Below are 17,707 nucleotides of genomic sequence, written 5' to 3' on the forward strand. Positions count from 1 at the left end.
TACTCAATACGGAGATTCCCTTTGGATGCCCCCAAATGGGTGGGTTATCTTTCTTCAAACCAAAGTAGAATGGTAATGGAGGACCGACCGGCGGACGGATCGGCCGGTACCTCTGCCGAATACCGCGTCGCCTACGGCGGCGGCGAGCCAGGTTCTCAGCCGGTTTCGAGTTCAGCATGACAGCCCCCCGCGACAATGCATCGCCCGCGACGGCTTCCGACAACGTCGCCGCGGACGTTCGTCGAAGGCCGTCGTTTGTGCGGCGAATGGGGCATTTCGTCCTCCGATGGTGGGCGACGGCCGCGGCCCTTGCCTTGGGGTTGGCGGTGACGCTGCTTTTATGGCGGTTCGCGATCTTGCGCGAGCAGGGGCGGCTGTTCGGTCAGTTCCGCTCGAATGCCGCCGACCGCGTCCAGGCGATCAAGGCACGCGTCTTGCGCGACGTCGACGCTGGACACTTCTTGAATGCTTTCTACGCGGGTTCTCAAGAGGTGACGCGCGACGAATTCCGCGCGTTTTGCCGTCCGTTGTTCGAACGGTACGGCGAGGTCCGTGCGGCGATGTGGATTCCGCGCCTTACGCCGGAGGACCTGCTCACGCTCCACATGCAAGTGGAGGAAGAGGAACATTTTCGCGACTTCGAAGTGTGGGAGTGGCAGCAGGGGGAGCCGGTGTTCGCCTCGACGCGGGCCGAGATCTTTCCGGTGCTGTACGCCGAGGGACAAGGCGACGTCTCGTGGTGGGTGGGATACGACTTGGGAAGCGACCCCGAATTCTTGGACGGCCTGCGACGGACATGCGCGCGGGCCGATACGACGCTGATCGAGTGCAACCACTTTTTCGGCCGCATGGTCGTCCCTGCCGAGCAAGTCCCGACGACGGATGACGATTGGTTCTCTTCGACGGACGCCGCGGCCGATCGGGTTCCCCCGCCGGTCCCAGAGGACGAACTCGCCGGTCGACACGGCGTGATGATCCTCACGCCCGTCTTCAGCGGCGAGGGAGTCGGTCCCGACGAAGACGCCCGGTATCACCTTTTGGGCGTGGCTGCGGTGGTGATCGACGTCGATCGGATGGTCGAGGCCGCGTTGCCCGCGTTTCTTCTCGACCCCGGCATCGTGATGCGCATCGAGGATCAATGGTCGGTGGAAGGGGATCGCGTGTTGTACAGCGATCCGGGGTTCGATCCCGACGCCCCGCCGGTTCGCACGCTGCTGCGACCGTTGCAATGGACCGAAATGGTCCAATTGGCCGGGCCGACCTGGGCGATCGAATGCCGGGCGCTGCCCTCATTCGCCGGACAGCGTCAAAGCTGGACGTCGTGGACGATCTTGGCCATCGGCATTGCAATGTCGCTGGCGGTGGCGATGTACGTGAACGTCTTGGCGGGCAGGGCGATGACCGTCGCCCAACTGGTCGTCGAACGCACCGCCGAACTGAAAGAGGCGAACCGCAAGCTCAAGGAAGAGATCGCCGAGCGGGAACGCGCCGAAGCGGTCATCCGTGATACGCAGGCCTTGTACATGTCGTTGGTCGAAAGCCTGCCGTTGCACGTGTTGCGCAAAGACCTCGACGGCAGGTTCACCTTCGCCAACAGCTCGCTGTGTGAATTGTTGGGGCTTTCGCTGGATGAGATACGCGGCAAGACCGACTTCGATTTCTATCCGCCCGACTTGGCTTCGAAGTACCGCCAGGACGATCGCCGGGTGATCGAGACGGGCGAAATCTTCGAGGACATCGAAGAGCACGAACGCGACGGCGAAACGCACTTCGTGCAGGTCAAGAAGTCGCCCGTCCGCGATGCCGACGGTCGCATCGTCGGCGTGCAGGCGGTCTTCTGGGACGTGACCGAGCAAAAGCTGGCCGAAGAAGGACTCAAACGGGCGAAGGAGGCCGCCGAGGCCGCCAACCGAGCCAAGAGTATCTTCTTGGCCAACATGAGTCACGAAATCCGCACGCCCATGAACGCCATCTTGGGGATGGCGGAATTGCTGGCCGACACCGAACTGTCGGAAGAACAACGCGAATACGCCCAAATCATCAAGGAAGCCGGCGAGGCGCTCTTGTCGATCATCAACGACATCCTCGACTTCTCGAAGATCGAGGCGGGGCGGTTGGATCTCGATCGCACGCCCTTCGCGCTCCGCGAAAGCCTGGGCGATACGATGAAGGGGCTGGCCGTCAAGGCCTATCGCAAGGGGATCGAGCTGGCTTACCGGGTCGATCCGCGCGTGCCCGAAACCGTCGTCGGCGATCCCTTGCGATTGCGGCAGGTGGTGACGAATCTCGTCGACAACGCGATCAAGTTCACCGAGGAAGGCGAAGTCGTCGTCAATGTCGATCTGGCCGAGCAAAAGGACGATGCCGTCGTCTTGGAGTTCCAGGTTCGCGATACCGGGATCGGGATTCCTCCTGAAAAGCAACAAGCCATTTTCGAAGCGTTCGAGCAGGCCGACTCGAGCACCACACGGCGCTACGGCGGAACCGGCCTGGGGTTGGCGATTTCGTCCCGGTTGGTCCAGTTGATGGGCGGCACGCTCAGTTTGAAAAGCGAAGTCGGCAAGGGCAGCACGTTCACTTTCCGAGTCAAACTCGATGTGACGGCGGAAGGCCGGCAGGCCGAGTATCAATTCCCGCCGCGCGACACGCCGATTCTGATCGTCGACGACAACGAAACGAACCGCCGGATTCTGGCCGAAATGATCGGCAACTGGGGTTTGGCCACGACGACGGCGGCCTCGGCCGCCGAGGCGCAACAATGCCTGGAACAAGCGGCCGCCGCCGGTAAACCGATCGAGTTGGTCATCACCGACGCCCACATGCCCGAAGTCGACGGCTTTTCGCTATGCCGCCGATTGCGCGACGATCCCAAGACGGCCGATTTGCCGATCATCGTACTGACTTCCGGCGACGGCGTGGACGATTTCCGCCGTCGCGACGAGCTTCGCCTGGCGGCCGTGTTGCGTAAGCCGGTGAAACAATCGGAACTGTTCGATGCGGTCGCCGAGGCATTGGGCACAAGCCCGCGTCGTCCCGCGATCGCCGCCGAAATCGAACCGCGCATCCCCGATTTGCCGCCGCTGGAAATCCTGTTGGCCGAAGACAGCGAGTTCAACCGCAAACTGGCCGTCTCGTTGTTGGAACGACGAGGACACCGCGTGACGGTGGCGGAAAACGGACGGCAAGCGCTCGATCGGCTGGCCGAGCGGGAATTCGACGTCGTCTTGATGGACATCCAGATGCCCGAGATGGACGGCTTTGCCGCGACCGCAGAAATCCGCAAAAGCGAACAGTCAGGCGGTAAGCATCAGCCGATCATCGCCATGACCGCCCACGCCATGAAGGGAGATCGCGAGCGGGCGCTGGCGGCGGGTATGGACGGCTACGTCGCCAAGCCGATCCGCGTGAGCGAGCTTTTCCGCACCATGGCCGAGGTCCTTGTTCGGTTCGGCCGCTTGCCCGAATCGACGCTTCACGGCGTGGAACCGCCGGAAACACCGACGGAAACCGAAGTTGCCGCTGCAGACCAGGCCTCGGCCTTGCCGCCCGTTCCCGATTCCGACGAGGCGAAGGCCGAATCAAAGCCGCCGGAAGCGAAACCGGCGGCGGCCGAAAGCGGCGCCTATCCCGCCTTCGATCCGAAGACGCTGGAGGGCGATGCCGCGTCGGACCTCGCCCGCGCCGCCGTCGATTGGACGCACGCCTTGCACACGGTCGAAAACAATCGCGAACTGTTGAACGAGCTTCTGGCCATCTTTCTCGAAGAGGCTCCCAAACAGTTGCACGAGTTGGCCGAAGCGATCGAACGCGATGATCGCGAACGGGCACGGCGCATGGCCCACACCTTGGCCGGCTCGATGCGCTACCTGGGAGTCGAAATCGGCAAGGAAATCGGTTACGCGCTGGAAGGGGCCGTCAAGACGGGCCAGCCGACCGAGACGCTGCAACGCCTGTACGACCGGTGGAAACCGATCGTCGAAAAGGTGCATGACGAGGTTCGAACCTATCTGAACGATCAGCCCCGCGCGTGATCGCCGACGAGGGGATCTCGGTTTGGAGCCGTGCCGCCGCTGCGACCAAACGGGGTCGCACCGTCTTTTCTCCGGCGTTTTTCAAAAAAGAATGGTCAACTGCGCCGAAGTCGGTCTTTGGGCAAAAAGAAACCTCGCAAGCGGGGGAACTTGCGAGGTTTAGAATGGTTGCGATAAAAGGCGCCGCCCGGATTTGAACCGGGGATGGCGGATTTGCAATCCGCTGCTCTGTCGCCGTAACACACCACCCTGCCAAGGATTATGACGACGGATGTGTTGTGGGTCCCTCAAAGGGTCCCCTATTTCTTAAAGAAAGCGGTGGATGGATGTCAGGAAACGGAAGACTGCGAGGTGTGACCGGATTGGACAGATTGCGTCTATGACGTAGTTTCCGCTCCAGCTTATCCCCCGAACTTCGCGCCGGCCGGCCGACCCTGCGTACCGAACGAAAGGCGGCAATTCTGGAATCGCTACGACGGCCAGGACAGCCCGCGGGATGAATAACTTCCCCGTGGGCGTTTTTTGTGCCTGTGTCTCGCCTGAAAAGGCTTCAATGGGGCCACGGCTTTTCAGCCGTGGAAACTCCGCCATCGCCCGTGCGATCGGCATGATCCGCGATAGCTTCAATGGGGCCACGGCTTTTCAGCCGTGGAAACCAGCTCGCCGCAACGAGCGAGCGAGTGGCCGATATGGTGCTTCAATGGGGCCACGGCTTTTCAGCCGTGGAAACCGTTCGCGTGATTCACACGCAGCGCGCGGCCATTCTGCTTCAATGGGGCCACGGCTTTTCAGCCGTGGAAACTCCGCCATCGCCCGTGCGATCGGCATGATCCGCGATAGCTTCAATGGGGCCACGGCTTTTCAGCCGTGGAAACCGGAAGCCCGACAACGGAGCCGCGTCGCGACATGAGCGCTTCAATGGGGCCACGGCTTTTCAGCCGTGGAAACAACTGCTTGAACTGCTCAGTGAGGAACATTAAGTACGGCTTCAATGGGGCCACGGCTTTTCAGCCGTGGAAACTCGAATGCCGGAAGAAGGCCCTGGCCGACAGGTATGGGCTTCAATGGGGCCACGGCTTTTCAGCCGTGGAAACTCACCAGCACGCGGGCCCCCTTCGCGCGCCGCGTCCAGCTTCAATGGGGCCACGGCTTTTCAGCCGTGGAAACCGTTCGCGTGATTCACACGCAGCGCGCGGCCATTCTGCTTCAATGGGGCCACGGCTTTTCAGCCGTGGAAACCGGAAGCCCGACAACGGAGCCGCGTCGCGACATGAGCGCTTCAATGGGGCCACGGCTTTTCAGCCGTGGAAACCCATGCAGTTGTATAGAAGGCCGCTCGGAGGGGATAGTGCTTCAATGGGGCCACGGCTTTTCAGCCGTGGAAACCAAGTTCACGAACTTCGTTCGGTGAAAGAATTCCATGCTTCAATGGGGCCACGGCTTTTCAGCCGTGGAAACCCGCTGTTCCGTTTGTACGAACGCCGAGCTTGCGGACAGCTTCAATGGGGCCACGGCTTTTCAGCCGTGGAAACTCCCGACCACCTGCGAATCGCCTACCCGATGACGGCGCTTCAATGGGGCCACGGCTTTTCAGCCGTGGAAACGCTTGCGTATCGTTGCCCGGAGGATTCCAGGTCCACGCTTCAATGGGGCCACGGCTTTTCAGCCGTGGAAACACCTGCGCGACCTGCTGATTATCCACCGGCACCTGGTCGCTTCAATGGGGCCACGGCTTTTCAGCCGTGGAAACTCGAGGATTCCCCTTGCCTTCGCCGATAAGTATGCTAGCTTCAATGGGGCCACGGCTTTTCAGCCGTGGAAACGCCTCGGCCCGGCCGGTTGCCGCCGGTGCCGGTTCGCGCTTCAATGGGGCCACGGCTTTTCAGCCGTGGAAACCCGAAACAGGTGCCCTTATCACTTGCCCGTGAACCAGGCTTCAATGGGGCCACGGCTTTTCAGCCGTGGAAACCCCACATTCTGAATCTCAATTTCTCGGATCATGATTGCTTCAATGGGGCCACGGCTTTTCAGCCGTGGAAACGCGGCTGCGGCGCGAGCGGAAACGGCGACGGCTGACGGCTTCAATGGGGCCACGGCTTTTCAGCCGTGGAAACGCGGGCCTTGCAAGTCCTTGTCAAATCACGACGTAGAACACGATTTGCGAGACCTACGGCTCGACGAAGCTCAATCTGCATTGCGCGCACGCCACACCTTCTGTAAGTTTCTGTTTCTAAAGAACTTACGCTTGCGAGAGGTCCCCAGGATTCCCGGCAGCACCGGACCACTCGCAATTCCCGATTGTAACCTGCATGTTAACTCCTGATGCGGCCGAAAACAATTCCCTTGCGGTGCGATTTAAATGATAATCGGCCCGCGATCTGAAGGATCGATTCTGGGCTGTCCCCAAAACTCGATGCACGTGTCGCCTCGCCCTCCGATCGGTCCCAGATCGACAAGCATCACGCGGTCGTGCTCCCAGTTCAAGATTTCCCACAAGGCCTCTTTCAACTGCTGCTTTTCGCTCGGCGAGAGCTCGCAACGAAAGACGGAAAATTGAACAGGGTCTCCGAAGCCGCACATTTTCTTGTATGTGCGACGCAGTCGTTTCGGGTCGGCGATGTCGTAACAGATCAAGAATACGTTGCGCATCGTCTTTGATCGACAATGAAGCGGTTTTGCCCGTCGCGGGTTGCTTCTAGCGGGTGACAAACGGCGGATAGTTCGGAATTTCACCGGTGAGGGTGCGGGCCAAGAGTCGTGCCTGGACTTCGAAGATACGGCGATAACTGACTCGGTACTTGAAGATGGGATGTTTGATCTCGGTATTCATGCGGCGTTCGAAGGCGGCAAGTACGGCTCGGCGTCCGGAGTCGGTCAAGGCAACGCTACCTGCTCGACGGATGAACGAATCGGCCGCGACCTCCTGATTGTTGACGACCGTGAGGACGACCGAGTCGCCGATGATCGGCCGAAACTCTTCCGCCATATCGAGCGCGAGCGAGGGGCGCCCGTATCGGGGACGATGTAGGAATCCTTGCATCGGATCGAAGCCGACCGAATGCAAGACGATCGTCCACTCTTTGACCATCATCGCATACACGAACGAAAGCAGGGCATTCACGGGATCTCGCGGCGGACGCCGATTTCGATGGCTGATGTCGAATCCTTGACGATCGCTCAGCAAGCGTGCGAACCCGGCGAAGTACTCTTTGGCGGCCTGCCCTTCGATGCCCATGAGTGAGGCGATATCGGGGGCTCGTTCGGCCCGTTCAACGGCGTCTTTGAGTCGATGCAACAGTCTCGGATCGGCCGGTTTCAGATGGCGCCGCAACATCGTGCGTGCGTTCTTGATCTTGCCGACGACGAAGCGCCGAGCCAATCGCAAGCTGCGTTTCGGGTCGGCGGCAGCGGCGAATTGGGCCGCACGCAGTTCGACATTCTTGTGAATAAGCCCCGTGGTGAGTGCATGAAACCATCCGCCGTACGAGAAATGAACGATCGGAATGCCGGCGGCCGTAATTTCGCGAAGGGCCTGCGACGTGATCTGTACGTTGCCGAAAAGGCAGACTTGGGATACGTCGAGCAACCGGGCTTTGCGAAGGATGTCGCTGCGACGCTTGATCGTCAAAACGTCGCCGGTCTTGCCGAGCGTGACGCCTTGTTCGTTGATGTATAGAGGATGGGCCACATGCGCAGCGGGGATCAATCGGCGGGGCGACGCCGCGGTCGTTGTGTGATCGTCCGCCGCAAAACACGTTTCGTCGGGCAGACAGATGCCGACGAGAGAACATCGAGGGCATTTGGAGCTTGTTTTCAGAGGAGGGGGAATCTTTCCCGAAGCGGCCATATCGATGATCGCCGTGATCCGTTCGCGTGTGCGCGCGATCAGCGGCGGATCGAAAGGGATCGTCACGCGCCGTCGCGACTCGGCATAGTAGAGGATCCCACGCTCACAGGTGTAGCCGTTGGCACGCAAAATCAAGCCTTGGGCGCACAACTGAACTCGATCAGGTTCCCAGGCGCCTTCGGGAATGTCGGGAGCCCGTCCGCGTTTGTAGTCGACGGGCACGGCATGACCGGCTTCGATTTCCACCAGGTCGATTTTGGCGATTAGACGTTCCTGCGGTGCCGACAGAAGGAGCGACCGAGCGTGAAACGCCTCGTGATCGTCCGATCGGTCGGCATCGGGAATCGGCCGATTGTCGCGATGGTCGACTCGTCGGTGGAGGAAACGGCCTTCGCGGGTGTCGAGATTGTCTGCGAATTCACCTTGCACCCATTCGAGATAGGCGAGGCGGGGGCAATAGCAAAACTCATTGAGCATGCGAGCCGGAACGAGGTCGGGAACATCCCGATTCACGTTCGCGCCGAAATCGGCCATGATCTGCCCCTTTGTGCATGACGGTCATGCTTGGTTCGGATTGTCGGCGAAAGGCGGGGGGAAGTTTTCTTGTCTTGTGCGAGCGATAGAAAACGCGATTGGGGCAAAAGTTATTTCCGGTAATTTCCGCCTTATGAATGCGTCTCGGACAATTCTTCCGAAGCGCGTTGCTTGCCGTCGTTTCCAACTGAGGGGATGAAAAGCCCGAGACCGAAGTGGCTCTGATTTCCGATGGCAAACGGTTGAGGCGACCTTGGGCGTGCGAAGGTGATCCGCAGCATCCGGCCGCAACCCGTGACTTTATGGTGTCGACGTCTTCGGCAGAAGCTCGCAGCCCGGATGAATCGGTTTCCGCCGTCGACGCGCAGTCCTATATTCAATCCGAAGCAGTATCCCGCATCGGGATCTTTGAGTGCCGCTCCTACGTAGCGGCTTTCGTGGATGAGCGTCGGTCTTGCCAGCGGCGGATAATCTGCGGGCGCGTCGATGACGGGAAAGTATTGACGAGGCGGCAACGGCTTACTTGCCGTGTCGGCAGGAAGATTCTTTACGAGGGCCGAAAGCTCATCGGGCATGTAATCGAAGACGATTTCTTCGATTTTCGCAACGTCCTCGGCAGCTTCGATTAGGCCTTGAATTTGCAGGCTTCTAACGACTTCGTGTTTCAAGGATCGCATGCGTCCGGAGCTCTTTCGGCCGTGCGAAAGGTGGACCGGACAGAAGTAGGGCGTGGCAGAGACGAGGACCATTGGGCCGTTTTCGGAGTCGGTGGATTGCCACGGCGGATAGTCTTCCGCCTTGCCGACATAAGTCGGTGTGACAAGCAGATCGGGTCGGCCGCCTCGCTGCCTCAGCCGGGTCAGTCGCCGCAAGGCATCGATGTCGCTTTGTTCAAATCCGCATCGTGCCCAAACCATGACATGGTCGATGAACCCGTCATTGTCTTCATCCATCGGCCACCAGTAGGCGTGCTGATGATTCGTGCAGGGTGAACCATTCGGTTGATGGCCGCTCAATCTGGAACTTGGACGACGAGAAAGGGCCATGACGGCACTGCGGAACTTGTCGGCGACGAGCAGCGTGTCGGTAACTGCGGGGAGAACGGCGCGGCCGATCGTGGCGGTGTTCAGGGCGTACCGGACGAGATTGACATCCTCTTTTGCCCTCGATCGCGGGCGAGGCCTGGGACGGGGCACGTCGTACACCGCGTGCGGAACGGCGTAATGCACCCAACGTGTTCCGATCGGCCTTTCAAGTCCGTCCTTGATGTCCTGCCCGGATTCGCGGAGGAGGCAGCGCAGCAGCAGCTTCCCGGGCGACTGTTCCGCCTCTTTCTCGAGGACTTCCTTCAGCCTCTTAGCTTGGCTGGCTTTACACTTGTTGCCGTTGGGCTTCTTTGTGCGCGACAAGAGTTCGATCGCTTCCTTTGTCAAGTCTGCGAGCGGCGCCAACCGACGTTCCAGCAGGTAATCGTGATATTCGTGCCCGGGTGGTTTGCCGTTCTCCCCCTCGATGCAGCGGCATTCCCAATGCGTTGTGTTCGGTACGATCGGGCTCATGCCCTGTGCGGTGATGTCTTTCAGCGAACACGTATGTGCCTCTGCCCGGCACCACGATTCTGCTCGACCGTAGTAGGTCATCCGGCTGAGCAACAGTCGCAGGTCGGCCAACTGCTGATCGCTGAGATCAATGTCCCTCCAATCAAATAGGAGTGGTTGGTCTTTTCGAACGGCGGCAAAAGTGTCGAAGACAGTCGATCCGGTGTTCATGACGCCGCCGCTTTTATGAATCGGAAAGTACTGGCGTGTATGACCGCCGGCGGTCTTTGGCAGCCAGATTGTCGGCGTTGCGGAAAGGGCGTGCAATAGTGTGGCGAGCCGTGAGAGCGGTATCTCGTCGTTGCACTCACCGGCCCAATTGTCCGGCAGAGCAACGTAGTCAGGTGCGGGCCAGACCGGCGTAGGGTTTTTCTTCGTCGAACGCGGCTTCTTACCGGGGTCTACGATGAAATCCGGATAGGGCAGCGATGTCAGTCCGCGGCCTGCGACGGCGACAAGAGCGCGAAGCAACCGCCATTGAGACGGCGGCCACTCGACACGGCCTTCGCTGTGGTGCGTCTGCCAAGAATGCAAGTGCGCCCGCCCGGTCAGAAAACGGATTGAGATTGCAAGGCTCATTCTTCATCCCCGCTTTCCTCGGTTCCCTCCATCTTTTTCTGCACTTTTTTCCAAGCCGTATGCCAGCTCTTTAACGCTTCTTTGACGACTGCGTGCGCTGGATTCTCTACTTCTTCCCCATCAGCCGTCATTTTCGTCTTTGGGTTTTGCTTCAACAGCTTCTGTTGATCATCCTCGTCCTGCCAATCTCCTGTGAGTTCCAGAACCGTCACCTTCTGCTTCTTGCGTGTCACTTCTTTCACTTCGGCTCGCCCGTCGAATCCAGTGAGATCGAACGAATCAGCCGTCACATCATTTTCAAGTGGCGCCTCCCCTTTTAAAGATAAGAACTGTTACGCGCCGCTGTGCCCATTCGTCGCCTTCCGTCTGCCGAGGGAAGCAGGTATCCCGAGCGGTGGTGAATGCTTGTAGGATGTCAGATGACGATGGCCACTTCCCCTCGCCGCCGCCGAGGTCTGCAGGTTTGCCGTCAACAGTCACTTTCAGGTCAGCAACTTCGAATTCGCACGCCGTCCTAAGTCGGAGGTGCTGATGCAGGAAGCGGTCGATCTTATAAAGAGCCCATGCCTGTAGAAATCTGTTCTTCTCCTCGTCAAGGCCGTATCCTTTCAATGTCGACTGGTGAAAGATGAACGAAGCGGTGATAGCGGTCGACGTGAACTCCTGCCGCTGATACGGGATGTTGTCCTTTGCCGTCACTTCGCCACGGTAGACACCGCCGGAATTGGCCAGGTTGGGTGAAGATGCTTCTATGCAGGCTGAGACGAGTCGAGGCAGCCGAATGCGGCCGTCGATTTCTTCGAGAAACACGCCATGGAGGACGCACCCCGGATCGCGTTCGAAAATCGCGGGTACCATTCGCCAGATGTGAACGGGTTGCTGCTTGTTGGCCCGCAGTGCGGATTTCAGTTCATCACGGTAAACCTTGTTACCATTCTTGGCTCCAAGGACATAAGGCGACGCGAGGCGGTGTGGTTCGCGGACGGACGACGTGAGGAACAAATGACCGTCCAGCACTCGGACGTAAGGAATACCCTGGCAGTCGGCGTTATAGTCTTCACCTTGCAGACATACCTCTTCCAGTCGGTTTGCCATCGACTGCACGGACTCGACGAGCAACATGTCCACTATCTCTGTCCCATGATTCTCCTGCGTCGCCTCGGAGTTGGCGCGAACGCCCTTGTAGAGAGCGGGACCGAGATCGGGGAACCCCGTTGGCTGAAATCGCCCTCCCGTTCCCGGTGGAACGCGCAATGTTGCCTCCACCAGCAACCGGGATGCAGAATCGAGCGGCGAAAGATCGAGCGGCATCGTTGGTTCTCCTTTTAGATGGTGATTGCGGGTTTGATCGCCAACGCGGCGCAGACGCCCGGCTGGCAGACGGGTATCAGCAGCATGCCGGCCAGCCGCCGGCATTCACGGACGCTCATGCCAAGGGTTTGCAAGTCGTCGTCGCGCAGTAGCGGGGGATAACCTTTGGCTTGGAGTCGCTGCGCGGCCAGCCGTGCGGCATCCGCCAGGCGTCCTGCTTGCAGCAGCGTCAGGACGTCGAGGCACCGGGGCGGGAACGGTTCGTCGCCGGTGCGGGCCGCAATTTGCCCTTCGACCGGCCGTTTCGGCAACCGACCACCGACGAAGCAAAGCTTGAGCAAGTGATAGACGCGGGGAAGTTCAAAGGCCGCTTGGAGATCGTCACTGGAGACAAGCGGCCGGCCGCGCCACCGGATCGACGTCAACCTGATACGGGCTTCGTCGTCCGCGTCGAACCAGACGGCACCAGTCTGGAGATCAGGCGTCGGCTCGTCTCGCTGCTGCCGGTTGTCGATACTCGATGGCCCCCATCTACCGGTGTCGACCAACGCCAGGCCGTAAATCAGGTCGCTCATTCGCTCGTCGTTGATTTCCCCATGCCAGAAGGCCAGCAGATCGCCGAAGCCGGCACCGTAGGAACTCCACAGCGGTAGTCCGTCGCCGCTCCCTTTCTCGGCATCGATCAGCCGCCGCTTTAACACGGCAGTAAGATTGACTTCCAGCGATGCACCGCGCGACCAGACGGAAGAGTGGCTGGTGTCATCCCACACCCAGGCTCTGCCACGCCGCACGACCGGAAGCAGATTAGCGCGGATCGTTTCCACGGCTACGCTAGGTCCGCTGTCAGCCGACTTCTCTCCCCAGGCGACGATGCCGGCAACGGCACGGGCAAGGCGATACTCGTGACCATCATCATCCTGTTTGAGCCAAGCGGAATTCAAAGCAGGACATGGCGATAGCAGCTTAGATCGATCCTTGAGAACCATCACTTCGCGTTCAATGCGCGATGCTGTGACGAGAACTTCTCGCAGTGCATCGGACACCGTGATCGTGCCATATTCGTTATGTTCCAGAAGCTTCGCCAGCGCAGAGTGGAATCTTTGCCGAGCCCGCACGACTCGTTCGGGAAGCTGTGGCCCCTCCCGAAGATTGCGATAGACATGGCGACGGAATTCATCGAGTTCGGCCAACAAGGGCGCAAACGTCGTTGATGAACGCGATGTCGGGTGGAAGCCAAGAGATGATGCCAGGTAGGAGCCTTTGCCGCGTCGCTCAAAAAGTGCGACACGATAAAACGTGTCGATGCCCCGGGACACTCCGAGTGACTTGATCGCTTCTATCGCATGCAGGGAGTGCTCGGCGTGTTCCCCGGACGGACGTTGGAGTCGCCCCTCGGAAAGCAGCGCGCGTACGCCTTGGAGAGACGTCGGCGAGTGCCAGAGCGGCATCCAGAATTCAGCGCGACAGCGTGTGACTTGAACGCCTTGCTTAGCTTCGTCTTTTATTGAAGTGGAAGCCTCACCCAGCGGCAAGTGATCAATCATGAACGGGAATGCGGATTTGCCCTTGCCGAACTGAGACAACCTCTTTGTCGTCGCGCCCGCAAAGAGGACCGCTCCCTCCATCATCAACACGACATCCCAGGGGTTCGTGGAAGAGGAGGGGGGATTATTGGAACGGGGGTCCAAAAACTCCTGACCGCAATTATAAGAACCAGCGGCAAGCGGAAAGTGTTGGCCGGCCGTTTTGGTCGCGCCGCCTATCCGGGAATCGCCGAAGATGCTGGCGAGCAGCAGATCCCGGGAGTCCAGCTTCGTCTCGAAAAGCCCGATCACTTCCTCAATAAATTCCCAAAAATTGTTCGTAATATCGGCGCTGCCTTCGTTACCGCCGGTTCCGTAAAGAAAACCAAGGGACAACTTTTCCTCTTCGAGTGCCAGGCATGCATCGAGCCAATCCACTGCCCGACTATTCCACGCATTCCGACATATCGCAACGAGTTGAGATTTCTCCTGCTTCTTTTTTGGCTTGGATCTATGCCACCCGTGAGTGCACAAAGCATCTCGAATAATCCGAATTGTCTCGGCAGCGGGCGCGAATCGTTGATTTCTCCGCGACCCGCACACGATACGGTCCAAACGTTGCTTAGTCTCTTTTGTACTATCTTTGAAAAACCCTGGCCGTCCGCCCCACGGCGCGAAAATTGGAGTGGGCGAGTAGACTCGGTCCTCTTTGGCCTGAACATCGTCAAGACCATGGAGGAAGAACGCGGTGACTTCATCTCGCGACCATTTGGTATGAACGTGCAAAAAACCATCCTTCCACCACGCCCTCGCTTGCGGATCAGCTTGTTCGGCGATGAGGCGGAAGACGCCCAGGCCCTTCAGATAGTTCCCGAGCGGTTCAGGCGTGCAGCCGCGAAGCGCAAGAATATTTCCTGGCATCAGTTGCCCTCCCCTCCGCCGGCGTGATTCTCTTGCCCGGCGGGTGAGCAGCCCTGCGTTGACGGCGAAGGGATGCTTGTCGTCCGGCCGCCAGCGTGCTTCTCCTCGATGCTGGCGCGGCAATCGGCCGCTCGTAGTAGAGCTTCGAGATAACCCAGTCGGAATGGGCCAAGTCGTTCCAGCAACAGTTGCATCCGTTCCCGCCAGGAAGCGCCATAGCGAAGCGAGAGGCCCAGTTCCATCGGATCAAGTAGGAGCGTGACTTCCGGTGCGACGATTCCCGCTGCCTTCTCGTTCGCGGCGGGAATTCGGCACGACCGCAATTTATCCCCGTCACGGACGCCGCGGGCCTGCCGCTTGTCCGGGGGGCAAGGGTCAGGTACGTCGTCGCGTTCGTCATCTGGCGAGCTGCGCAGCGACATGCGGACTTTGCCGTGATGAGCGGCTACAAGGTACACGAGTAGGTCTAACTCGTCGGGATTCAGCGAGATAAGTTCTTGCAGGAGCGTGTTTTGGGCCAAGCCGGGTGTAGGTGCGTCGTCTGGCGGTTTGCCGAACTCGGCTCTATCGAGTCCGTCAGGCCACGCAAATGTATCGTGATTAGGTTCGGCTTGATACAGTGACTCCAGGATCGCCAGGGCGCTCGCTAGTTCGTGTCGGTGGCCGGGACGGCGTTTGTCACGCTCTTCTGTGGGGGTATCTGGCGATTGTGGACGGATTTGGTCTCGGCGCCACGCATCAATGGGGGCTTTCGCTGGAGGTTCGCCACCGAGCTTTTGCTGTACGTCTGGATCCTTCAGAATTTCAGCCTTGATTTTTGCGATGAAGGCCGGGTGCGCCTTGCCCCGGTCATGCCAGCGGGCCGCAAGCCGCAGAACCTTGACCTCCGAGTCCGTCAGCCCGGCCGGGTCATGAATAATCTCTTGCAGCTTCTGGTACACGTCACGCGAGTGGTCCAAAATCGATAGCCATTGATCGATCTGTGAGAGATCGTCGGCATCATCGTCGTCGTCCGGGGCAGTTGCCTCCGCCACCTCTATGTCGGGAGGCAGTTGGAACAATTGGAATTCGGTGTGTTGTGGATCGCCGGTCCAACCGAATTCGGGCGAATAGCCACCGCACGCCTTTTCAAGAAGAAACACCTGGCCCGGATAGACCACCTGATCCACGCTGCCGGAATCAAGGCATTCCCAGGGGCTCGGTCGATTGCGTCCTGTCGAGTACCTCAGCCGCCAAATGCGATGACGTTTCAGGACTTGCTTGGCAAACTCTCGGAAGCGGTGAAACGGCACAGGGCACAGCTCGCGGCGGTCGGGTCGAACCTTCCTGTCCGGTTCCTGGCCGTCGTGGATTTCACGCCAGAAGACCTGCACGTCGAGTTCCTCGCCGTCACGAATGTAACGAGAGATATCGATATCGGCCCCTGTGAGGTCCGGCGTCGTATCGAACAGATCAAACAGATCCTTGTCGCGCGGAACGAAGCGGGGATCGTAGGGGAAAAGCGTTGTGGCCTGCTGGCCGGTCTCGTCGCCGTCGATCTGCTGCTTGATGGAAGCCAACGACGACAGGCCGACATCTTTGAGTGCGTTCAGTCGTTCACGCGCGGCAAGCAACTCCGACCGCTCATACGGTTTCGCCCAATCATCGACTGGCTTCCCGTCGTGGCCCAAATCCAGATCGACCCAGAAAACCTGGCCGGACTCGCCAGGGTATCTGGCGCAGCGACCAAACCTTTGCACGAGCGAAGCCCAAGGGGCCAGCTCCGTGTACAGCACCTTCGCTGAAAGATCGACACCGGCTTCGACAACCTGAGTCGCGATCAGTATGCAACGTGAATCGTCCCTCTGGTTCCAGAACTCCCATTGTTGACGCTCATACGACCGAAAGCGTGAATGGATGAGTTTAACCGGAACGCCTTTGAGATCCGGTTTCTCCTTCAGTAGTTTGAAGAGTTTTGTCGCGTGGGCGACCGTGTTCACAATGACCAGCGTCAAGCCGGATGCCGCATGGTTGTCGGGTTTGCTGATGTGATCGGCCAATTGTTGCAAAACACACTGTTTCCGGTCCGCTTGGTTCTTCTTCGTCTTCGGTTGCTTCAACGGATCGATCGGCGTTTTCGAGAGACTCTTTTTTATCTGAAAGAGTTTACCGCTACGTAGCTGCGAATTTGTTTTCTCCTCTTCTGAAAGCTGGTGTCGGTTTTCCCATTCATCGTTCCTCAGCGACCAGTCGACGGCTCGCTCGAGCCAATGCTTCGCCATCGTGGCGCTCATCCAGAGAGAGTGGCAGGGCTTCGGCAAATGGTTCTCATTCTTTGTCGGAAATCCGTCACGGCTAGAACGAAGTTGCAAGCTCCTTCGCCAAGCATCCAACTGTAAACTGGTTGCTAGACTGGTATCCATGATCTGGATTTCGTCGAACACCCACAGGCAGTCGCTGTTCAGCAACCCGAACTCCATCGGCCAACGTGCACGGCGGGCCGCGTAACCTCGATTCAGTGCCCGCGAGAGGAGCATGTCCTGCGTGCCGATGAGAATGGCATCGCGTTCGGGCCACAGTGCCCAGTCCGTACGTTCCTCGCCGCCCATCAGCAAATGCACGGCAATGCATTTCGTTCCCTGATCGCCATGCTGGCGGGCCCATCCGACGGGACTTTCGTCTGCCGGATCGCACTCGTAACGATCAAGCCGGGAAGATGGAAGCGGCAACTCTTTTCCCGAATCTTTTCCCGAAGGCCTCCAAGATGCTTTGCCAGCCAAGAGTCCCAGCCGATCCAGCCAACGAACGGTCTCGGCGAATGTCTGTTCGACGAGGACACGCATCGGAAGGCAGTATACCAGCCGGCGAGGTGTGTGCTTGCGGATCGACTCCTCCGCGAACCGCCGGCGCCAAACCCAGGCGAGAACAGCCGCGGCAGTCTTGCCGAGACCGGTTGGGATATCAAGTAGTCTTGGTAGTTCTTTCCCGCAAGCCAGGCGTTCCTGGTACGGTAATGGACATTCACCGATAGCCTGCACAAAGAACTGCTTGAACGAATCGTTCGACATTGCCTTTCTGCCCACGTTGAAGGCTTGTGATTTGCGCCCTCATATCATAGCAGTGACCGTCAACGCTATACAACTCAAGGCTGGACAACGTGTGTCCATTCTGCAAACTCTCAAAGACTGTCGGCCAGCGTGCACCGGGTTTCCCCCCTGCGATTTGCAGGCGACCGTAGAAGACAGCGCCCCGAAACAGCAAGGAACGGATTCTTCAGTGTAAGTCGTTTCTAGACGAAAGGGAATCCGTACTTCAATGCCCCGAAACAGCAAGGAACGGATTCTTCAGTGTAAGGCCTGGCGGAAGTAACGAAGTGGTACTTGG

General features: G+C 59.1%; 8 protein-coding genes and 1 CRISPR repeat array. Of the genes, 1 reads left to right on the forward strand and 7 read right to left on the reverse strand.

Annotation, left to right across the window (positions count from 1 at the left end; genetic code table 11):
• Window positions 1-176: 176 nt before the first annotated feature.
• Complete coding sequence (locus tag ACYQ2I_RS17510) at window positions 177-4,031, forward strand: response regulator (RefSeq protein ID WP_460168326.1); 3,855 nt, start codon at window positions 177-179, stop codon at window positions 4,029-4,031.
• A gap of 547 nt (window positions 4,032-4,578) precedes the next feature.
• Window positions 4,579-6,145: a CRISPR direct-repeat array (repeat unit 36 nt; unit sequence GCTTCAATGGGGCCACGGCTTTTCAGCCGTGGAAAC).
• A gap of 241 nt (window positions 6,146-6,386) precedes the next feature.
• On the opposite strand, the gene cas2 is transcribed toward ACYQ2I_RS17510, so the two are convergent.
• The 7 genes from cas2 to cas3g all read right to left on the reverse strand — a co-directional run bounded on the left by cas2 (window position 6,387) and on the right by cas3g (window position 17,391).
• Entirely contained in the window at window positions 6,387-6,680 is a 294-nt protein-coding gene (cas2, locus tag ACYQ2I_RS17515) for a CRISPR-associated endonuclease Cas2 (RefSeq protein WP_460168327.1), read from the reverse strand.
• A gap of 46 nt (window positions 6,681-6,726) precedes the next feature.
• Window positions 6,727-8,412, reverse strand: a complete 1,686-nt coding sequence (cas4g/cas1g, locus tag ACYQ2I_RS17520; protein ID WP_460168328.1) for a CRISPR-associated endonuclease Cas4g/Cas1g — start codon at window positions 8,410-8,412, stop codon at window positions 6,727-6,729.
• A 131-nt stretch (window positions 8,413-8,543) separates the two neighbouring features.
• Window positions 8,544-10,589: a type I-G CRISPR-associated protein Csb2 gene (gene csb2 / locus ACYQ2I_RS17525; RefSeq protein WP_460168329.1), complete on the reverse strand. Its 2,046-nt coding sequence runs from the start codon at window positions 10,587-10,589 to the stop codon at window positions 8,544-8,546.
• Window positions 10,586-10,879: a hypothetical protein gene (locus ACYQ2I_RS17530; RefSeq protein ID WP_460168330.1), complete on the reverse strand. Its 294-nt coding sequence runs from the start codon at window positions 10,877-10,879 to the stop codon at window positions 10,586-10,588. Before ACYQ2I_RS17530 ends, csb2 begins: the two co-directional genes overlap by 4 nt.
• A 7-nt stretch (window positions 10,880-10,886) precedes the next feature.
• Complete coding sequence (gene cas7g, locus ACYQ2I_RS17535; protein WP_460168331.1) at window positions 10,887-11,900, reverse strand: type I-G CRISPR-associated RAMP protein Csb1/Cas7g; 1,014 nt, start codon at window positions 11,898-11,900, stop codon at window positions 10,887-10,889.
• Window positions 11,901-11,914: 14 nt separating this feature from the next.
• Entirely contained in the window at window positions 11,915-14,344 is a 2,430-nt protein-coding gene (gene cas8g1 / locus ACYQ2I_RS17540; protein ID WP_460168332.1) for a type I-G CRISPR-associated protein Cas8g1/Csx17, read from the reverse strand.
• Window positions 14,344-17,391: a type I-G CRISPR-associated helicase/endonuclease Cas3g gene (cas3g, locus tag ACYQ2I_RS17545; RefSeq protein WP_460168333.1), complete on the reverse strand. Its 3,048-nt coding sequence runs from the start codon at window positions 17,389-17,391 to the stop codon at window positions 14,344-14,346. The genes cas8g1 and cas3g overlap by 1 nt, the downstream gene beginning before the upstream one ends.
• Window positions 17,392-17,707 lie beyond the last annotated feature (316 nt).

The sequence above is a fragment of the Thermostilla marina genome (genome assembly GCF_054657455.1).

Coding starts and splice junctions, on each gene's coding strand:
- ACYQ2I_RS17510 (WP_460168326.1), top strand. CDS start 177: ATGACAGCCCCCCGCGACAATGCATCGCCCGCGACGGCTTCCGACAAC.
- cas2 (WP_460168327.1), bottom strand. CDS start 6,680: ATGCGCAACGTATTCTTGATCTGTTACGACATCGCCGACCCGAAACGA.
- cas4g/cas1g (WP_460168328.1), bottom strand. CDS start 8,412: ATGGCCGATTTCGGCGCGAACGTGAATCGGGATGTTCCCGACCTCGTT.
- csb2 (WP_460168329.1), bottom strand. CDS start 10,589: ATGAGCCTTGCAATCTCAATCCGTTTTCTGACCGGGCGGGCGCACTTG.
- cas7g (WP_460168331.1), bottom strand. CDS start 11,900: ATGCCGCTCGATCTTTCGCCGCTCGATTCTGCATCCCGGTTGCTGGTG.
- cas8g1 (WP_460168332.1), bottom strand. CDS start 14,344: ATGCCAGGAAATATTCTTGCGCTTCGCGGCTGCACGCCTGAACCGCTC.
- cas3g (WP_460168333.1), bottom strand. CDS start 17,391: ATGTCGAACGATTCGTTCAAGCAGTTCTTTGTGCAGGCTATCGGTGAA.